Origin of the sequence: Granulicella sp. L60, assembly GCF_009765825.1 — a bacterium.
GTDB lineage: Bacteria > Acidobacteriota > Terriglobia > Terriglobales > Acidobacteriaceae > Edaphobacter.
Genome location: NZ_LMUR01000018.1, coordinates 54,295 through 73,651, shown reverse-complemented (window position 1 = coordinate 73,651; position 19,357 = coordinate 54,295). Strand labels below are relative to the sequence as shown.

Genomic DNA, 19,357 nt, shown 5'->3' with positions numbered 1-19,357 from the left:
GGGGGAGGGGGTGGGGGCGCGGAGGTCGGCTACGAAGTCGGCGATGGTGAAGTCGGTCTCGTGGCCGATGGCGGAGACGATGGGGAGGGTGGAGGAGGCGATGGTACGGGCGAGGGTCTCGTCGTTGAAGGCGGCGAGGTCTTCCATGGAGCCGCCGCCGCGGGCGATGAGGATGAGGTCGGCTTTATCGGGGTTGGCGTTAAACCAGTTGATACCGGCGGCTACGGACTGCGGGCTGGAGGCGCCCTGCATGGTGGCGGGATAGACGAGGAGGTTGAGGCGGGCGTGGCGGCGGCGGACGACGGTGACGATGTCGCGGATGACGGCGCCGGTGGGCGAGGTGATGATGCCGATGCAGTGGGGGAAGGGTGGGAGGGGGCGCTTGCGGTCGGCGTCGAAGAGGCCTTCGGCGAGGAGGCGGGCTTTGAGCTGTTCGAAGGCGAGCTGGAGGGCTCCGGCACCGCGGGGTTCGAGGGTTTCGGCGATGAGCTGGAGCTGGCCGCGGGTCTCGTAGACAGAGATGCGGCCACGGACGAGGACGGCGAGGCCGTCGGCGGGGCGGAAGCGAAGGAGTTGGGCCTGGCGGCGGAAGAGGACGACGGGAAGCTGGGCTTCGCCGTCTTTGAGGGTGAAGTAGATGTGGCCGGAGGGGGCAGGGCGGCAGTTGGAGATCTCACCTTCGACCCAGAGGTCGGTGTAGGCGGTTTCGACTTGCTGACGGATGTCGGTGACGAGGGCGCGGACGGTCCAGATGCGGCGCTCGGTGGTTATTTTGATGGCTGGCGCTGGACGTTGCGGGGCGGCGGGTTCGAGGACGATGGTGGTCGACGAGGTTTCGACGACGACGGAGAAGAGGCCGGGCTGGAGGTCTTGTGTCGGAGAGGAGGGATGTTTTGCGGTGCGGAGCTTTCCCTTGCGGGCTCGGAGGCTGGCGAGCGTTGGCGGGGGTGGCGGGTTGTCTTCCCTCTCAGACATACCGCCTGAGTCTAGCATCGTGGGGGGTGTCCTGCCGGACGGGCCGCCTGCTCGGCGGGAGGTCACTTCGTGACTTGTATACCCCTTCGGGTGGGCCTTCCGTTGGTCGGCTTTAGATTCCGACCAGCGGGAGGAGTAGGGTCCTCGTGGCGCCACGGCAAGGTATACGCGTCACGAAGTGACCTCCCGCTGAGTAAGCGGCCCGTCCGGCAGGACAGAGTCTTTTAGAGGCTAGCGGCGGATGCGCCCGACGATCCACAGAAGGAGGCTGAGAACGATGCTGACGATGATGGAGGTCGCGAGAGGAAAGGAGACGGACCAGTTGCGGCCACGCCAGTTGAGGTCGCCGGGGAGACGTCCGAGGGGCAGGTTGAGGCGATTGAAGCCGAGGATGACTGCGCCTGCGACGACGAGGAGGAGACCGAGAAAGATGAGGGTGCGGCCGAGGTCGGGCATGCGGTGTCCGATGATCAGGCGCTGGCTAGAAGAGCGGCGGCCTCGCGGAGGAGTTCGGAGGGTTGGCAGGGTTTGGTGAGGATGCCTACCGGACGGACGAATCTGCGGGTGTGTTCGCGGACGTTTTTGATATTGGAGTAGAAGCCGGTGAGGACGAGGATGCGGCAGGCGGGAAGCTCGCGGGCCACGTCGGTGGCGAGCGAGAGACCGTCGCGACCGGGCATGGTGACGTCGCAGAGCAGAAGATCGGGCGGGAACTCCCGCGAGCAGGTCAGGGCCTGGTCGGCGGAGTAGGCTGCCTTGGCGGTGAAGCCGCTCTTTTCGAAGATCATCGTGAGTGTATCGGCGACGAGATGATCGTCATCTACTACAAGCACACGCTGCATGGGTACCTCCTGCTGGTTCGGCGGTGGCGCACACACCAAGACTTCGGTTGATGGTGTGAGAGTAGGCCTGATGAAGTGGATTGTCGAATGAAAATCCTGTGTCTTTGAATATTTTATCTGAGCTATAGACGTGCCGGGTTCTGTGGATGTTACGAAAAAATCTGCAAAGAAGGTGGTTGCTGGAGTTACGAGAGGATCGCTGCAAGTGGCTCTGTGAGGGTCTGATAAGGTTTACGCAGGCCGTTGCATCTGATGGCCGGAAGAGGATTTACTGTGCATGTCTTTGCTTTGATTGCCGGATTGATGTGTTGTCTGGGTGTAGCGCTGGATGCGTTCCAGACCATCATTCTGCCGCGCCGGCCTACGGGGGCGCACCAGCTTACGCGGTTGTTTTTCATGCTGACCTGGCCTCCGTGGGTGCTGATGGCCGAGTTGGCCCGCGAGAGGAGGCGCCGGGAGCAGATCTATAGCGTGTATGGTCCGCTATCGCTGCTGCTGTTGCTGCTGGTGTGGGCGCTGCTGCTGATCTGCGGCTTTGCGCTGCTGTACTTTTCGATGCGGTCGCCGTTTGGCGATGTGATGATGGGGCATGACCGGGGCGTGCTGGCGCTGTTTGGCACGGACCTGTATGTGAGCGGCACGACGCTGTTTACGCTGGGGCTTGGAGATGTGGTTCCGCACAGCCTGCTGGCTCGCGCGTTGATCATCGTCGAGTCGGGCGTGGGGCTGGGATTTGTGGCGCTGGTGATCGGCTATCTGCCGGTGTTGTATCAGGCTTTCTCGCGGCGCGAGGTGAATGTAGCGCTGCTGGATTCGAGGGCGGGTTCGCCTCCGAACGCTGCGGAGATTATGCGGCGGCATGGATTTGAGGGCGGCGAGGAGGCTCTGTCGGGTCTGCTGGAGGAGTGGGAGCGATGGTCGGCGGAGATATTGGAGTCGCATGTGTCGTATCCGATTCTTTGCTACTACAGGTCGCAGCACGATAACCAGAGCTGGTTGTCGGCGCTGGTGTCGATATTGGATGTGTGCGCGCTACTGATCTCGGTGGTGGAGGGGACGCCGTCGCGGCAGGCGCAGCTTACGTTTGTGATGGCGCGTCATGCTTTGGTAGATCTGGGACAGGTGTTTCGGGTGCAGCAGCAGAGGGCGTGGCAGAAGCGCAATGATGTGGAACGACTTCCGGCGAAGGACTTTTACCGGCTGTGCGATGCGCTGGGGGAGAACCATGTGCGGCTGTGCGGGGACCCGGCTTCGGCGAAGAGGCTGAATACGATTCGCGCGCTGTATGAGCCGCATGCGTTTGCGCTCTCGGAGTATCTGAGGATGCCGCTGCCGGTGTGGGTGGGACCGCCGAAGGAGAACGATCAGTGGAGCGTGCTGACGAGGCTGAGGACGGATGCGGAAGAGGCGTTGCGCGGCGACGTTGGGCGTGCGGAGATATTGCACGATGAAGATCTTGGGGTGTGAGGCTGGGGTGCGTTCGTGAAGTTGGGGTAGAGCAAGAACAACAGCAAGTGTAGCGGCAAAGACAAAGAAACAATACGGGGGTTCTTCCCCTTCGACACGCTCAGGGGTCAGAATGACGACCTTCTCAATCAGAAGGCAGTCTTCTAAACGAGAAGACGACTATCGATTAATCGATAGTCGCTTTACGGCAATAGCGAAACGGCTCTGATGGGTAGACGTAGATCAGGGATGCATGGGCTTTGAAGCCTTGCATCCCTGATTTTTATGCTTTGATTTTTGTGCTTGATTGCAGAGTGAAGTGTTACTGACCGGCGGGGCCGCCTGCGGGTGCGGGGTTCAGCTTCTGCGCGGCGAGCTGTCCGGCGGGGCCTTTGGCGTCCTTGTCTTTGAGCTGGGCGTAGATCTTTCTGGCCAGCTCGGGCTTGCCCTGGGCTTCGTAGAGTTCGGCGAGCTGAAGCTGGGCGATGCCGGCGGGTACGGTGGTGGCAGGCTTGGCGGTGAGCTCGTTGTAGAGATCGACGGCCTGGGGGTCACGGTTGGTCTGGCGGTAGAGCTGGGCGAGGGCGAGTTTAGAGAGAGCGGCGAGGTCGTTGTTCCAACCGCCGGCGACTTCTTTGAGGGTGCTCTCGGCGGGGCCGTTCTGTCCCTGCTCCATGTAGGTGAGGCCGGCGAAGTAGCGGGCGACCTTGCCGTCGGGGGTCATGCTGTACTTGTCGGCGACGGCGAGGAAGAGGCCGTTGGCGGCTTTGGCGCGGTCGGAGACGGAGGCGTAGGTTTTGACGCCGGGAGGTACGGGCTGGCCGGGTGCGGCGAGGGGCGTCTGGTAGTCCTGCATGGCAGCACCGAAGGCGACGGAGGCCTGACCGGCACGGCTGTTATAGATGAGCACGCTGGCAACGATGACGACGATGACTGCGAGGAGAGCGACGCCGGCGACGATGAGGGAGCGGCGGTTTTCGCTCGCCCACTCCACGCTGTGGGTGGTGGTGTCGACGAACTGGTCGTGCTTGAGAGCCTGCTTGGTCTGCTGATCCACTTTGATTGATTTCCTTTTTGCTCGAGGCGGTCGAATTTTGCTCGAGGCGGTGTGACCGCTTCGAGAGAACACTGGGTGCGCGTGTACCCGGCACAGATTTTTAAGTTTATCAGGCGGGAGGGTTTTCCGGGTTTTATCCGCGAGGACTGAAGAGTTATGGTTCAGGGGCGGACGAGCGGGCCGGGTGGTCCGAGGATGTGGATGGTGTGCAGCCAGGTTTCGGCGAGGGCGGGCCATTGGGAGATGGGGCGGTCGGTGGGACGGAGGCCGAAGCCGTGGCCGCCGGAGGTGAAGAGGTGGAGTTCGGCGGGGATCTTTGCGTCTTTGAGGGCCTGAAAGTAGATGAGGGAGTTTTCGACGTGGGCGGTGTAGTCGTCTTCGGCTTGGACGAGGAAGGTGGGCGGAAGCTGCGGGGTAGGTTCGAGGGAGGGGTTGACCTTGCCGCCGGGACCGCTGAGCCAGCCGGGGTAGAGGATCATCTGGAAGTTGGGGCGGGCGCCGATGGTGGAGGCGGGGATGTTTTTGCCCTGGAAGTCGGGGTGGGTGCTGAGGACGGCGGCGAGGTGGGCTCCGGCAGAGAAGCCGATGGCGCCGATGCGATTGGGGTCGATGTGCCACTCGGAGGCGTGGGCGCGGGTGAGGCGCATGGCTTGCTGGGCGTCTTCGAGGTCTTCAACGTTTTCGGGATAGTGGCCGTCTTCGGGGACGCGGTACTTGACGAGGACGCAGGTCATGCCGAGGGAGTTGAGCCAGTCGCAGACTTCGGTGCCTTCGAGGTTCCAGGAGAGACGGATGTAGGAGCCGCCGGGGAAGACGAGGGCTGCGGCTCCGGTGTTGTTGGCGGGGAGTGGTGAGTAGACGGTGAGGGTGGGTTTGCTGACGTTGGTGACGCGGATGGTGAGTTTGCCGGAGACGATGCGGTTGGCGTCGGTGGTGGGATCGGTCTCGGGGCCGGTGATCTTGGAGGGCTCGGGGTTGCCGTTGGGCCAGAGGGGGAGGGTCTGCTGGGCGTGCGAGGTGGCAGCCAACGCGAAGAGGAGTGGGGCGAAGAGACGGAGGGACGTTCTCATGGAGTGATGTTAGAGGAGATCGACTGCGGTGTCGCTTGGAACAGCTATTGAACGCGGAGGTAGATGGAGCTGGGGTGGTGGCCGCTGGTGAGGCGAAGTCCCTGGTCGAATCGGGCGGGTTTGTAGTTGGGAAGGTAGGCCGCGAGTTGGATCGGAGATTCGTGATGGAGCATGGAGAGGGAGGCGGCGATGCTATAGCGATTGTTTTGCAGCAGAAAGGCGTAGAGGAGGGCGGTCTCGTGACAGAAGAAGAGCTCGGAGGTGAGGATGTCGGGCGAGTAGTCGTAGGGGAACATGATGTCGTGGAAGTGGGCCCAGGTGCCGGAGGGCAAGGTGGGGAGGGCTTCGCAGATGAGTTGGGTGACTTCGCCGGCGGGGCCGAGGGTGTGGCTGGAGTCGACGAAGAAGAGGCCGCCGTTTTGGAGTAGGTCGGCGATGGGGAGGGTGGTGTCTTCGAACTTCTCTACGACGAGACGAAGGGTTCCGGCTGCAGCCTGATCGGTGAGGAACTGGGTCGGGTAGGGTTCGATGCAGATGATGTTGGGTTTGTATCCGGCGTCGGCAGCGGCGAGGATGCAGATGGCGGTGGAGACGCCGCAGCCTATCTGGATGATGACCGGAGGTTTTTGCGAACGGACGAAGCAGTAGAGGAAGTCAGCTTCGATGGGGCCGAAGCCCTCGTGCAGGCCGTTCATCTCGCAGGCGCGGCGATGGAGAGAGGTCGCGGTCATGCTGGCTTCGAGGCCCTGCGTGCAGGATGCGGCGAAGGCTTGCTGCGAGGGGAGGTCGGCTCCGGCGATGTGTTTCATGCTGCGGGGCCTGCGCCAGGCGTTGGTGGCGCGAAGCTGTTGAATGGATGGAATCTCGGAGTAGAAGTGGCGGGGCAGAATATCTACGTTGAATCGCTGCCCGACCTCGAACGTGGAGCGGATCATTCCTTTCATCCGCTGTTTCAATCCCATGCCAGATCTTCTCCTGAGTGCGTGATTAAAGAACTATTTCAGATAGCGTGAGCTTATCGATCTATCCATCTATCCGGTCTATCCCGCATGCTAGCACGCGGGATCGTTGTCGCTACTTCATGTCGCGCCAGTTGGGGCCTATGCCAACTTCGGCGACGATGGGGATGGAGAACTCGGCTACGTTTTCCATCTCGTGTTTGACGAGCTGCTGGAGTTCGTCGGCCTCTTCGGGGATGGTGTCGAAGAGGAGTTCGTCGTGGACCTGGAGGGTCATGCGGGATTTGAGTTTGCGCTGGGTGATGGCGGCGTCGATCTTGAGCATGGCCAGCTTGATGAGATCGGCGGCGGTGCCTTGCAGGGGCGTGTTGACGGCGGTGCGCTCCGCGAAGCCGCGCATGTTGGGGTTGCGGGACTGGATGTCGGGGATGGGGCGGACGCGGCCGAAGTAGGTCTTGACGGCCTGATCGCGGCGGACGGTTTCGAGGGTCTCCTCGATGAAGCGCTGAACGCCCTTGTAACGGTCGAAGTAGGTCTCGATGTACTGCTTCGCGGTCTTCTGGTCGATGTTGAGCTGGGCGGCGAGGCCGAAGGGGCTGATGCCGTAGACGATGCCGAAGTTGACGGCCTTGGCGCGGGCGCGGGTCTCTTTGTCCATGGTGGCGGGGTCTACGCCGAAGACCTCGCTGGCGGTGAGGGTGTGGATGTCCTTGCCGGTGCGGTAGGCGTCGAGCAGGAGTGGGTCTTGCGAGAAGTGAGCCATGAGTCGGAGCTCGATCTGCGAGTAGTCGGCGGACATGAGGACGTTGCCGGGGGCGGCGATGAAGGCGGCGCGAATCTCTCGACCGAGGGCGGTGCGGGTGGGGATGTTTTGCAGGTTGGGGTTGGTGCTGGAGAGGCGGCCGGTGGCGGTGCCGACCTGGTTGAAGGTGGTGTGGACGCGGCCCTGGGCGTCGGCAAGCTGCGGGAGGGAGTCGAGGTAGGTGGATTTGAGTTTTGCGAGCTGGCGGTACTCGAGGACGAGGGCGGGGACGGGGTGGTGTTCGGCGAGTTCTTCGAGGACGTCCTGTGCGGTGCTGACGACCTTGCCTTTGCCATACTTCATGGGCTTGGGTAGGAGCATCTTGTTGAAGAGGACGTCGCCGAGTTGCTTGGGGGAGTTGATGTTGAAGCGGTGACCGGATTCGGAGCCCATCGAGGTGCCTACTAGGGCGTAGATGCGTTCGGCGAGGTTGTCGATGTCGATGGCGAGACGGTTGGACATAGCGGCGAGGACGGTGGAGTCGATGCGTACGCCGGCCTGCTCCATGCGCAGGAGGACGGAGACGAGAGGGAGGTCCATGGTCTCGTAGATGTGGGTGAGGCTGGCGGATTCGATCTGTTCGCGGAGGGTGCTGGAGAGGCGGTGAACGGCGTTGGCGGCCTCGGGGAGGAGGTTCGCCATCTCGTCGCTGCTGGGCGTCTTGGATGGGCGCGTGAGGGCGCGATTGGTGAAGCGGGCGGTGACGTCGGGCAGGATGTGGGAGCCGTGGGTGGGGTTGATGAGATAGCTGTAGAGCATGACGTCGTCGCGTACGCCGGCGAGTGTGAGGGCGTGAGGTTCGAGGGCGCGGAGGACGGCTTTGAGGTCGTGGACGTGCTTGGGGAGGGTGGGGTCGGCGAGGGCTTCGCGAAGGCCGGGAGTGTCGATGGAGACGACCATGGCAGTGGTGTCGGAGGTGGTGAGGCCGAGTTGCAGAGAGGTTGGTGCGGTGGTGGTGCGGGTGGCTGTGGCCTGGGGTTCGGAGGGAGCTGCGAAGAGATCCATGGAGTGCGAGGCGGGTGGTTCCAGCTCGACGTCCTCTTCGGTGGATTCGGCGGCGACCTCTTCGGCGAGGGCTCGGGCGTCTTCGAAGACGGCGATGGTGAGGCCCTTGATCTCACCCTTGACCGCACCGGAGGCGCTGGTGGAGCGGGCGTCGGCGAGGAGTTCTGCTATTTGTGCCTCGGTGGGTGACAAATTGTAGGTGATGGGGGTGTTGTCGGCGGAGGGTGCGAGTTCTTTGAGCAGCGTGGTGAACTCGAGTTCGGAGAAGAGTTCGCGGCAGGCGGCGTTGTCGAGGGGCTGGGTGCGCATGTCCTCGAGTTCGTAGTCGATGGGGACGCCGGTGTGGATGGTGACGAGCTCTTTGGAGAGAAGGATGTTGTCGCGATTATTTTGTAACGATTCGCGATACGTTTTGCGTTTGACTGCGTCGGGCGTGGCAGTGGCAGCGTCGAGGGCAGCCTCTACGGTGCCGAACTGCTGGATGAGTTCGACGGAGCCTTTGTCGCCGATGCCGGGTGCGCCGGGGATGTTGTCGATGGAGTCGCCGCGGAGGGCCATGACGTCGATGACGCGTTCGGGAGGGACGCCGAGAGCGGCTTCGACTCCGGCGCGATCGAGGATGAGGTTGTCTTTGGTGGGGTTGAGGATGACGACGTCGTCATTGACGAGCTGCATCATGTCCTTGTCGGAGGAGACGACGAAGACCTTGTGGCCGAGGGCGCTGAGTTTGCAGGAGAGGGTTCCGATGACGTCGTCGGCTTCGAAGCCTTCGTAGCTGAGGATGGGTATGCGGAAGGCTTCAAGGGCGCGGCGGATGAAGGGGAGCTGCTGGGCGAGGTCGGCGGGCATCTCGGCGCGGTTGGCTTTGTAGCCGAGGTAGTCGATCTCTTCGAACTGCTGGGTCTTAATGTTGAACTTTTTGACGGCCTTCATGTCGCGGGCGCGCTCGTCGCGGAAGACGGGGCCGGAGAGGTCGTAGACGGCGGCGAGGTAGAGCGGGGAGAAGTCCTTGCGGAGCTTGTTGATCATGTTGACGAAGACATAGGTGGCGGCGGTGGGGATGCCGGTGCGGGTAGACATGGGGCGCTGGCGCTGCATCGCGTGGTAGGCGCGGAAGATGAAGGCCATGCTGTCGAGCAGGTAGATGGGGGGCTTGGTGTAGTGCTTGGCTTCGGGCTGTGTTTGCGTGAGAGAAGATGCCATGACTTTTAGATGGTAGCGCGTGTCCTGCCGGACGGGCCCACTGCTCGTGGGGAGGTCACTTCGTGACTTTTGTACCGGTCGGGGTGAGATGGGCGGCTTGGGGCCTCGCGTTGCTCGGCGCGATGATGATTCCGACCAGCGGGAGGAGCTTTGCAGGTGGTCATTGCGTGACAGGTATACGCGTCACGAAGTGACCTCCCGCTGAGTAAGCGGCCCGTCCGGCAGGACATGTCTTTATAGAAGGAGCATGCAGTCGCCGTAGCTGAAGAATCGGTATTTTTCGCGGACGGCGTGGGCGTAGGCGGCGAGGACCGCTTCCCTACCCGCGAGTGCGCTGACCAGCATAAGTAGCGTGGATTGTGGGAGATGAAAGTTTGTGAGGAGGCCGCTGACGATTTGGAATTTGTGGCCGGGGCTGATGAAGATGCTGGTCTCGGCGGAGTGAGGTTCGAGGGGTTTTCCTGCGGCGATCTGGGCGCAGTGTTCGAGGGTGCGGGTGGTGGTGGTTCCGGCAGCGATGATGCGTTTTCCCGCAGCCAGAGCGGCGTTGATGGCGGAGGCGGTGGCGGCGGGGAGGGTGTAGCGCTCGGCGTGGAGGTGGATGTCTTTGAGTTCTTCGGCGCGGACGGGCTGGAAGGTGCCGAGGCCGACGTGGAGGGTGATGGTCTCGATCTGGATGTGGTTTTGTTTGAGCTGGGTGAGGATCTGGGGGGTGAAGTGAAGGCCGGCGGTGGGTGCGGCGGCGGAGCCAAGTTGTTGAGAGAAGACGGTTTGGTAGCGGTGACGGTCGTCGGCGCTGTCGCCACGGTGGATGTAGGGGGGGAGGGGCATGTGGCCGATGCGGTCGAGGATGGCGTGGAAGTTGGGCGTGGGGGCGAAGCGGAGGGTGCGTTCGCCGAAGTCGGCGGCGGCGAGGACTTCGGCTTCGAGGAGGGGGGAAGGTTCGTTGGGGGCGTGGAAGAGGAGGCGTTCGCCGGGTTGGATCTTGCGGCTGGGGCGGACGAGGGTGGTCCAGTCGGTGGAAGTAAGTTGTTGGGTGAGGAGGACTTCGACGCGGCCGGTGGGGTCGGGGGAGCTGTGCTGGGTCTGCTGGCTGCGGGCGCGGGTGGCGTAGAGGCGGGCGGGGAGGACGCGGCTGTCGTTGAGGATCAGGAGGTCGCCGGGTTGGAGGATTTGGGGGAGATTGCGGAAAAAATTGTCCTGGTAGAGGCCGGTGCGGCGGTCGAGGAGGAGCATGCGGCTGGAGCCGCGAATCTCCGGTGGGGACTGGGCGATGAGCTCTTCGGGAAGGTCGAAATGGAAGTCGGTTACGCGCAATGGGTGTGTTTTTTGTGGTGCTGTTGATGGTGCGTTGTGTGGTGGACGTGGTGGCTTGGTGGTGAGTTCGTGCGGGTAGATCGGGCGGTGAAAAGTACGTCAGGTTTTTGAAGTATTTTTTTCGGCTCTTGATTCGGCTCGGGATTCGGCTAGGGTGACGGAGCGGTCGAGGGCGGACTGGACGGCGGGATGGTCGGGGGCGGCGCGGCGGGTCCAGCCGATGGTGACGCGAGAGAAGGGTTTGGGGATGAGGAGGCGGTCCCAGGAGCGGAGCTGCCAGGAGCTGTGGGGATGGGCGTAGAAGACTCCGACGTCGGCGCCTGCGAGTTTTGCGAGTTGGGTGACGCCGGGTTTGGCGACCATGGCGGGACCGCGGGGGCCGTCGGCGGTGATGGCGCAGTAGCAGCCGTCGAGGTAGGCGCGGTAGAGGTTGCGGAGGCCGGAGCTGCCGTCGCGGGAGCTGGAGCCGCGGATGGCGACGAAGCCGAGGCGTTCGACGGTGCGGGCGATGAGTTCGCCGTCGAAGCTGCGGCTGATGAGGATGGTGACGCCGTGGTTGCGGAAGCGCCAGGCGCAGGCGATGAGACAGCGGTGCCAGAAGGCGTAGACGGCGGGGGGTGGGGTGTCGTAGCCGGGGAAGGCGCTGGGTTCGCAGACGTCCTCGTAGCGGAGGGTGACACCGAGAAGAGAGATGACCATGCTCGCGATGCGCGGGATGACGGCGAGGGCGAGGCGCTGCTTCAGGGTGTAGATGGAGGCCACTGGTTGAGTTTACCTGTGCGGCGGCGGGAAGCGGCTGAGAGATGCTCGTGCGGAGGGGTTGGATGTTATCAAACTCTGCTAAGAAAGCTGTGAGATCTTTACGGACATCTGATGAAGCTCGTGCTTTGCTTAATTTGTTTGGAGGAGTTCTCTATGCGTTGTTTAAATCGGCTCACTTTGATGATGCTCGTGTTGCTGGTCCTGGTTGTGAGTATGTTTGGCGGGAGCGAAGGGTATGCTCAGAGCTCGAATGCGGTGGCTGCCAAGCAGGAGGATGAAGACCTGCGGCAGATGGTGCGTGAGCTTTCGCTGCGGGTGAGCGCGCTGGAAGAGGCGCTGCATAGGGAGCGGGCTGCGGCTGTGGCGGCGGCGAGTGAAGGTGCGGATGTTCGGAGCAGTGTGGAGAGCGTTTCGAGTAGTTCGGTGGGGGTTGCTGCTGCAACGACGACGGGTGCGGGTGCGGGGACAACGGTGGGAGGCGGGACGACGGTGGGGGTTGGGGTTTCGACGGGGACGCAGAGTGCGGGGGCGGCGAGTACACCGGTGCTTTCGAAGCTACCGACGGTGCTGCCCGGTGGGGCTACGCTGAACTACGCGGTCGATGGCTACTACGACTATGACTTCGACCATCCGATTGGGCGGGTGCAGTATCTGCGGGCCTACGATGTGTTGAGTAATGTGTTCAGCCTGAACCAGGCGGATGTGGTGTTTGCGCTGGATCCGGATGTGGCTGAGGGGCGGCGGTATGGGGTTCGGCTGGACCTGCAGTTTGGACAGGCGACGGAGACGCTGCAGGGAAATCCAGCGAACGAGACGCGGCCGGAGATCTATAGAAATATCTTTCAGGCTTATGGGACGTATGTGGTGCCGGTGGGCAAGGGACTGACGGTGGATGTGGGTAAGTGGGCTAGTTCGCTTGGGATTGAAGGCAACTATACGAAGGACCAGGCGAACTACTCGCGGTCCTTCTTCTTTAATTATCTGCCCTTCTACCATGAAGGGGTTCGGGCGAGCTATAAGGTGAACGACAGGCTGGCGGTGAACTACTGGATTGTGAATGGGACGAATCAGTCGGAGCCTACGAACTCGTTCAAGGATGAGTTGTTTGGATTTACGGCTCAGCCTGCGAAGAATGTGACGTGGAATGTGAACTACTACCTGGGACAGGAGCATCCGGATACGGTGGCGGCGACGAACTGCACGGCTCCGGTGCAGCCGGGGTTGTGTCTGCAGCAACTTAACCCTGCGCCGGATGGGAAGACGCATATCTTCGACAGCTATGTGACGTGGAATGCGACGCCGAAGCTGGCGTTTTCCGTTGAAGGAGATTATCTGATCTCGCGGCTGTGGGCTACGGCTGCGCCGGGTGAGTCTTCGGCTCCGTCGCATGTGGATGGCGGGGCGGCTTATGTGCGGTATCAGTTGAGGCCGAAGATGGCGCTGGCGGGGAGGACGGAGTATCTGTCGGATCGCGGGGGATTGTTTAGCGGGACGACGCAGGCGCTGAAGGAGTTTACGGGAACATATGAGTATAAATTTGGCGAGGGATTTCTGACGCGGGTGGAGTATCGCAATGACTGGAGCAATGTTCCGTTCTTCTTGACGAATAAGCCGGGAGTGCTTTCGACGGATCAGCCTACGCTGACCGTGGGGATGGTGTGGTGGTATGGAGGGAAGCAGGGGGCTTGGTGAGGCTAGCTCAAGAACAACTGCAACAACAACGACAGAAGCAGATCCCTACGGGATGACAAACAAAATGCAACGACAGAAGCAGATTCCTCCGCTGCGCTGTGGAATGACAAATTACTGACAGCGGTTAGCTGTACTTGAGCCAGCGGAGGATCTCGGGGAGGTTGGGTTTTTTGCCATACATGAGGATGCCGACGCGGTAGATGCGGCTGGCGACCCAGAGGATGGCGAGGATGGTGAGCGACATCAGGACGAAGGAGAGGCCGATCTGCCATGGTGGGACTGTCGTGAGGGAGATGCGGAAGTTCATCAGGAGCGGGCTGCAGAAGGGGATGAGCGAGACGACCTGCGCGAGGGTGGAGTTGGGCGCGTGGACGATGACGAAGATCATGAGGAAGCAGAAGGCGAGTGGGATGACGAGGAACATGTTGAGCTGCTGAAGCTCTTGTTCGGAGTTGGTCATGGCGCCGAGGGCGGCGGCGATGCTGGAGTAGACGAGGAAGCCGAAGATGAAGTAGGCGATGAAGAAGAAGATCTGCGTGGGGCTGATGAAGGCGTGGCCGCTGCCGATGAGGCTGGTGGCGAGCGAGGTGGAGCCGAGGGCGGCGGCGGCGATCATCCAGACGCCGACCTGGGTGATGCCGACGGCACCGACGCCGAGGATCTTGCCGGCGAGCATCTCGTCGGGCTTGATGGTGGAGAGCATGACCTCGAAGACGCGGCTGGTTTTTTCTTCGATGATGGAGCGTGCGGTGTTCATGCCGTAGAGCATGATGACCATGTACATGAGGAAGAAGAGGAGGTAGGCGGCTCCGAAGGCGGCGCGGCTGTCGCCGGTTTTGCTGGTGTCGATGGCGACGGGGGTCATGAGGGCGTCGATGTCTGAGGAGCCCATGCCCTGGTGGGTGAGGCCTTCGCGGGTGAGGACGTTCTGGATGGCGGTGGAGAGGGTGTCTTCGGTGGTGATGTCGCCGGCGGAGCGTGGGACGTAGGTGAAGGTGGGACGGGCGTTGGGCTGCGCGCCTGGTGTGACGACGAGGTAGCCGGTGAGGTCTCCGGATTTGCTTTGGAGGTTTTGGTCAAGGGTGGCGCGGGTTTCGTCGCTGCTGGACGCGGAGGTTGGGGTGAGGAGGTCGATGGTCATGCTGCTGTTCTTGCCGGATTGCAGCTCGTGCTTGAGGTCTGCGGCGAAGGCGGCGTTGGAGGAGACGATGGCGAGGTGGGCGGAGGATTTGGTGCGGGAGGCGAGGTAGCCGCTGCCGAAGACAAAGACTCCCATGAAGAGCGGGATGAGGATGGTGGCGATCAGGAAGGCCTTAGTGCGGATGCGTTCGAGGTACTCGCGCTTGGCGATGAGCCAGATGTTATGCATGGACGTTCTCTCCGGTCTCGATGGCGGCGTTCGCGGTGTTGGCTGTTACTTTTTCGATGAAGATCTCTTCGAGGGTGGGCTCCATGACTTCGAAGCGGGTGATGCGTGCGCCAATGGCGATGGCGGCGGCGAGGAGGGCCTGGGCGTCGGCACCTTCGTTGAGACGGATCTCGGCGTGGCCGCCGTAGTTTTTTGCGGAGTGGATGGCGGGGTGGTTGAGGAAGCTGGCGTCGCCGGTGAAGTTAATGAGGACGCGATTAACGGGGTAGCGGGATTTGATGTCGCGCATGGAGCCGGAGAGGATGAGGTGACTGTTATGGATGAGGCAGATGTTGTCGCAGAGCTTTTCGACCTGATCCATGCGGTGGGTGGAGAAGAGGATGGTGCGGCCTTGCTTGCGGAGGTCGACGAGGGTGTCCATGAGGAGGACGGCGTTGACGGGATCGAGGCCGGAGAAGGGTTCGTCCATGATGATGAGCTCGGGCTCGTGGAGGAGGGTGGAGATGAACTGGATCTTTTGCTGCATGCCCTTGGAGAGCTCTTCAGTTTTTTTGTCGATGGCGGGTGTGATCTCGAGGCGTTCGCACCACATGTGGGCGCGTTTGCTGGCGGTGGCGGCGTCGAGACCGCGGAGCTGGCCGAGGAAGATGAGCTGGTCCATGACCTTCATCTTTTTGTAGAGGCCGCGCTCTTCGGGGAGGTAGCCGACGCGTTTGAGGAGGTCGCGGCTGAAGGGCTGGCCGAAGAGTTTGACGGTGCCGGAGTCGGGGACCGTGATGCCGATCATCATGCGAATGCTGGAGGTCTTGCCGGAGCCGTTGGGGCCGAGGAGGCCGAACATGCTGCCGGGTTCGATGGAGAAGCTGAGGTCGGCTACGGCGATTTTGGTGTCGTAGGCCTTGCGGACATGTTGCAGTTCTACGATGGGCATTTTAGCTAGTTTATCAGGGGCAACCTGGTCATCCCGAGAGGGACGCCCCAAGGCCCATCTGGGAACATCTGCCTACCTCTTCTGCCGACGGACTTTAGATGTTGTCTGCGTTCTGAACAGAGTCCGGGTCGCTGGAGAGAGAGATCTCTGACTCGGACTTGGTCTTGCGGATGACGTAGATGGAGGCAACCAATACCGTTATGAGAAGAGCGAGCATGCCGGCTTCAACGATCGATGCGTGAAAGTGCGCTTCGACATCCGGAGTCCAGTGCATGTCTTGTGTGAAGCCCTCGGCCTGAAGGGTAAGAACGAGGGTTCTGCGAATGATGGCGATGAGACCGATGATGAGGAAGGGCTCGACGACCAGAGTGTGCGAACGAATCGAGATGCGGACGGTGTGGAGCAGTTCGGCCAGCATGAGGACGAGCAAGAGCCTGTCGATGAGCTGAAAGATGAAATCGGTGCCGCCCAGATCCCTGACGCCATTGAGGAAGAGGTGAAAGGATCCGATAATGGCGAGGATGGCGGTAGCGCCAAGCAGAACCCCGAGAACCACGTAGATGGCAACCTCGACGTGGCCCAGAACAATATAAGAGCGTGTTTGTCTGTGCTCTTGCATGGTTACGCCTATAAGTAGATCGCGGCCGAAGTTCTTTGAACTAAGCCTACAATATTCTGCTCATTTATTGATTTCAGAAGTGCCAATGGTATGAGGGGTAGACGCAACACCCTCTTTATAGAGCGTTTATCTTCACAAAATCGAAAGTTCTTCGGCGATGTGGGCGTCGCGGTGTTTGCGATCGAGTTTGGCGGAGAGGAGCGCGAGGACCAGCGTGACGAGAGTGACGACGGCGCTGGCGATGGGGAGCTGGCGATAGGTGTAGCCAGCGGTGAGGAGCATGCCGCCGAGGGAGGCTCCGGTGGCGTTGCCGAAGTTAAAGGCGCCCTGATTTAAGGTGGAGGCGAGGTTGGGTGCGGCGGCGGCCTGATCTACGATGCGGGATTGGAGGGGGGCTCCGGCGGCGAACTGGATGGCTCCCCAGATGAGGATCATGGCGATGGCGGGGACGAGGAAGGGTTCGGCGTAGTAGAGGGCGAAGAGCGAGGCGAGGAGGGTGAAGAGAGCGGCGATGAGGAAGGCTGTGGGGCGCCAGTCGCTGAGGGTGCCGCCGAGGAAGTTGCCGATGGTGATGCCGACGCCGAAGAGAAGCAGCGTGAGGGTGACGGTGTGGGGCGAGACGCGGGTGACGGCTTCGAGCGTAGGGGCGATGTAGGTGAAGACGCAGAAGAGTGAGGCGGAGGTGAGGGCGCTCATGGCGAGGACGAGGAGGACCTGCGGCTTGCGGAGGACGCGAAACTCGTGCAGGAGGCTGGCGGAGGTGGCGGCTTGTTTTGGGACGAGAAAGAAGACGGCTGCGGCGGCGAGGAAGCCGATGGGAACGATGGCCCAGAAGGCCGCGCGCCATCCGTAGGCCTGGCCGAGGGCGGTTCCGGCGGGGACACCGAGGACGTTGGCGAGGGTGAGGCCGGAGAACATGAGGGCGATGGCCTGGGCGCGCTGGTTGCGGGGGACGAGGTTGGCGGCGACGACGCTGCCGATGCCGAAGAAGGCTCCGTGGCAGAGGGCGGTGAGGACGCGGGCGGCGAAGAGGAGGTTGTAGGTGGGGGCGATGGCGCAGGCGAGGTTGCCGAGGGTGAAGACGCCCATCAATAAAAGGAGGGCTAGTTTGCGTTCGAGGCGTGCGGTGGCGATGGCGACGATGGGTGCGCCGATGGTGACGGAGAGGGCGTATCCGGTAACGAGGACGCCGGCCTTGGGGATGCTGACGTGGAAGTCGTCGGCGAGGTTGGGCAGGAGGCCCATGATGATGAACTCGGAGGTGCCTATGCCGAAGGCTGCGACGGCGAGCGCCATGAGAGGCGTGTGCAGCAGGATGTGCTTGCGCTGTTCGTTTGCGTCAGAGTCCGCCATGTTTTTATTGCAACACAGTTGTTGTCGCAGGTGAAATCGCAGGGGTGAGTGGATACGTTCGGTGGGGTGATTCTTGTAGCATCGGGTTGTGCTGGAACTTTCTACACCTATTAAGTATGTGAAGCGCGTTGGGGAGCGTGTGGCGGTGGAGCTTGCCAAGCGCGGCGTGGAGACCGTGGAGGACCTGCTGTACCATCTGCCGTTTCGGTATGAGGATCGGCTGAATCCGGTGCCGATGAGCGCGTTGCAGGCGGGGACGATGGCTTCGGTGATCGGCGAGGTGCGGGGGACGGTGCTGCTGCAGACGCGGAGTATGCCGCTGTTCGAGATGACCGTCGGGCAGGGGTTGAGCACGGTGAAGTGCATGTGGTTTCGTGGGACGTATCTGCGGGACAAGTTCCATGTGGGGCAGATGGTGGCGCTGTATGGGAAGCTGGAGCCGTCGCGGAGCAGCGCGGGGAAGTTCAAGATGATTCAGCCGCAGTTTGAGGTGCTGCCGGGCAGGGGTGAGCCGGATGCTGAGTTTTCGATGCTGGAGGTGGGACGGATTGTGCCGGTGTATGAGTCGCTGGGGGGGACGACGGCGTGGGGAGCGAAGCTGGGGTCGAAGTGGCTGCGGCGGGTGATCTGGGCTTTGTTTGAGGAGTTGGAGGCTGGCGGGGTGAACGGTTTACATCCCACCTTTCGCGATGAGGCCGCGAAGGATGGGGCACCCGGGCTACAGAGGTCGGGGGAGATCGGTTTGGTGGAGACGCTGCCGGGGGCGATGCTTGCGAGGTTGAAGCTGCCGGGGAGGCTGCGGGCTTTGAAGGCGGTGCATTTTCCGGAGGCGGGGACGCCGATGGTGGAGTTGATGGCGGCGGGTTCGCCGGGGCATCGCAGGCTGATCTTTGAGGAGCTGTTTTATCTGGAGCTGGGGCTGGAGCTGAAGCGGCGGCGGATGCGGGAGCGCGAGGGCACGGCGTTTGTGACGAATGTGAAGGTGCGTGAGGCGATCAAGCAGGTGCTTCCGTTTCATCCGACGGCGGCGCAGAAGCGGGTGTTGGGAGAGATTGCGAGCGATATGCGCAGGCCGCAGCCGATGCGTCGTCTGCTGCAGGGTGATGTGGGTTCGGGTAAGACGATCGTTGCGATGCAGGCGGCGCTGGTGGCGATTGAGAATGGGTACCAGGTGGCGTTGATGGCGCCGACGGAGATTCTGGCGACGCAGCATTACCTTTCGGCGAGGAAGCTGCTGGGGGATGTGCTGTCGCCGCGAACGGGGAGGCCGTACCGGGTGACGCTGCTAACGGGGTCGCTGGATGAGGCGTCGAAGCGTGAGGCGCGCGGCAGGATCTTTCGCAAGGAGACGGATCTTGCGATTGGGACGCATGCGCTGATTGAAGACAAGGTGGACTTCGACAATCTTGGGCTGGTGATTGTGGATGAGCAGCATCGGTTTGGCGTGCAGCAGAGATTCAAGCTGATGAAGAAAGATCATGCGCTCGATCCGGATGTGCTGGTGATGACGGCGACGCCGATTCCGCGAACGCTGGCGCTGACGCTGTATGGGGATCTGGATGCGAGTGTGATCGATGAGCTGCCGCCGGGGAGGACGCCGATTGTGACGCGCAGGACGACCGAGGAGCGGGCGGAGGACGTGTGGGGATTTGTGCGGAAGCAGGTGGAAACGGGGCGACAGGCTTATATTGTGTATCCCGTGATCGAGGGCACGAAGGACGATCAGCCTGAGTTGGACTTTCCGCAGGATGTGGAGGATGACGCGGCGGCTGGGTTGAAAGCGGATTCGTCTGCTGCGCTGCGGGGTGGTAAAAAAAAATCGGCTGCGAAGACTAAGAACGCGAAGGGAAAGGCGGCTAAGATGGAAAAGTTATTCGAGCCGAAGAAGGCGTTGCGTGCTGCGACGGATATGTACGAGGAGTTGCGTGGTGGTGCGCTGAATGGGCTGCGGCTGG

General features: G+C 61.9%; 16 protein-coding genes. 3 read left to right on the top strand and 13 right to left on the bottom strand.

Features of this window, described 5'->3' with window-relative positions:
* The 3 genes from xseA to GSQ82_RS10675 all read right to left on the bottom strand — a co-directional run.
* Window positions 1–975 (bottom strand): exodeoxyribonuclease VII large subunit (gene xseA / locus GSQ82_RS10685; RefSeq protein ID WP_158792289.1); only part of this gene is annotated, 975 nt, incomplete at its 3' end.
* 231 nt (window positions 976–1,206) lie between these two features.
* Window positions 1,207–1,431, bottom strand: coding sequence for a DUF2905 domain-containing protein (locus GSQ82_RS10680; protein ID WP_158792288.1), 225 nt, complete (start codon window positions 1,429–1,431; stop codon window positions 1,207–1,209).
* Between the two features lie 14 nt (window positions 1,432–1,445).
* Complete coding sequence (locus tag GSQ82_RS10675; protein ID WP_158792287.1) at window positions 1,446–1,817, bottom strand: response regulator; 372 nt, start codon at window positions 1,815–1,817, stop codon at window positions 1,446–1,448.
* A gap of 273 nt (window positions 1,818–2,090) precedes the next feature.
* Between GSQ82_RS10675 and GSQ82_RS10670 the strand changes: the two genes are divergently transcribed.
* Window positions 2,091–3,284 carry a potassium channel family protein gene (locus tag GSQ82_RS10670; RefSeq protein WP_158792286.1) on the top strand — a complete coding sequence of 398 codons (1,194 nt, stop codon included), beginning with the start codon at window positions 2,091–2,093 and terminating at the stop codon, window positions 3,282–3,284.
* Between the two features lie 301 nt (window positions 3,285–3,585).
* Here GSQ82_RS10670 and GSQ82_RS10665 read toward each other — a convergent pair whose 3' ends face one another.
* The 6 genes from GSQ82_RS10665 to GSQ82_RS10640 all read right to left on the bottom strand — a co-directional run bounded on the left by GSQ82_RS10665 (window position 3,586) and on the right by GSQ82_RS10640 (window position 11,438).
* Window positions 3,586–4,320, bottom strand: a complete 735-nt coding sequence (locus tag GSQ82_RS10665; RefSeq protein WP_158792285.1) for a tol-pal system YbgF family protein — start codon at window positions 4,318–4,320, stop codon at window positions 3,586–3,588.
* A gap of 161 nt (window positions 4,321–4,481) precedes the next feature.
* Window positions 4,482–5,390, bottom strand: coding sequence for an alpha/beta hydrolase (locus GSQ82_RS10660; protein WP_158792284.1), 909 nt, complete (start codon window positions 5,388–5,390; stop codon window positions 4,482–4,484).
* Between the two features lie 44 nt (window positions 5,391–5,434).
* On the bottom strand, window positions 5,435–6,352 hold the full coding sequence (locus GSQ82_RS10655) for a class I SAM-dependent methyltransferase (protein ID WP_158792283.1): 918 nt from the start codon (window positions 6,350–6,352) through the stop codon (window positions 5,435–5,437).
* A 112-nt stretch (window positions 6,353–6,464) separates the two neighbouring features.
* A complete protein-coding gene (gene polA / locus GSQ82_RS10650) occupies window positions 6,465–9,359 on the bottom strand; it encodes a DNA polymerase I (protein WP_158792282.1) in 2,895 nt (964 codons plus the stop codon).
* Window positions 9,360–9,593: 234 nt separating this feature from the next.
* Window positions 9,594–10,676, bottom strand: coding sequence for a tRNA preQ1(34) S-adenosylmethionine ribosyltransferase-isomerase QueA (gene queA, locus GSQ82_RS10645; RefSeq protein ID WP_158792281.1), 1,083 nt, complete (start codon window positions 10,674–10,676; stop codon window positions 9,594–9,596).
* A 99-nt stretch (window positions 10,677–10,775) separates the two neighbouring features.
* Entirely contained in the window at window positions 10,776–11,438 is a 663-nt protein-coding gene (locus GSQ82_RS10640; RefSeq protein ID WP_158792280.1) for a lysophospholipid acyltransferase family protein, read from the bottom strand.
* Between the two features lie 153 nt (window positions 11,439–11,591).
* Here GSQ82_RS10640 and GSQ82_RS10635 point away from each other — a divergent pair, with 153 nt between their 5' ends.
* Window positions 11,592–13,130: an outer membrane beta-barrel protein gene (locus tag GSQ82_RS10635; RefSeq protein WP_158792279.1), complete on the top strand. Its 1,539-nt coding sequence runs from the start codon at window positions 11,592–11,594 to the stop codon at window positions 13,128–13,130.
* Between the two features lie 124 nt (window positions 13,131–13,254).
* Here the strand turns inward: GSQ82_RS10635 and GSQ82_RS10630 are convergent, their stop codons facing one another.
* The 4 genes from GSQ82_RS10630 to GSQ82_RS10615 all read right to left on the bottom strand — a co-directional run bounded on the left by GSQ82_RS10630 (window position 13,255) and on the right by GSQ82_RS10615 (window position 17,402).
* Window positions 13,255–14,499: an ABC transporter permease gene (locus GSQ82_RS10630; RefSeq protein ID WP_158792278.1), complete on the bottom strand. Its 1,245-nt coding sequence runs from the start codon at window positions 14,497–14,499 to the stop codon at window positions 13,255–13,257.
* The gene (locus GSQ82_RS10625) at window positions 14,492–15,430 is read right to left on the bottom strand and encodes an ABC transporter ATP-binding protein (RefSeq protein WP_158792277.1); all 939 of its coding nucleotides are present in this window, start codon (window positions 15,428–15,430) and stop codon (window positions 14,492–14,494) included. The genes GSQ82_RS10630 and GSQ82_RS10625 overlap by 8 nt, the downstream gene beginning before the upstream one ends.
* 94 nt (window positions 15,431–15,524) lie before the next feature.
* Window positions 15,525–16,049: a phosphate-starvation-inducible PsiE family protein gene (locus tag GSQ82_RS10620; RefSeq protein ID WP_158792276.1), complete on the bottom strand. Its 525-nt coding sequence runs from the start codon at window positions 16,047–16,049 to the stop codon at window positions 15,525–15,527.
* A gap of 132 nt (window positions 16,050–16,181) precedes the next feature.
* Entirely contained in the window at window positions 16,182–17,402 is a 1,221-nt protein-coding gene (locus GSQ82_RS10615; RefSeq protein ID WP_254061575.1) for an MFS transporter, read from the bottom strand.
* An 88-nt stretch (window positions 17,403–17,490) separates the two neighbouring features.
* Between GSQ82_RS10615 and GSQ82_RS10610 the strand changes: the two genes are divergently transcribed.
* Window positions 17,491–19,357, top strand: a 1,867-nt coding sequence (locus GSQ82_RS10610; protein ID WP_254061574.1) for an ATP-dependent DNA helicase RecG, incomplete at its 3' end; no start/stop codon positions are given.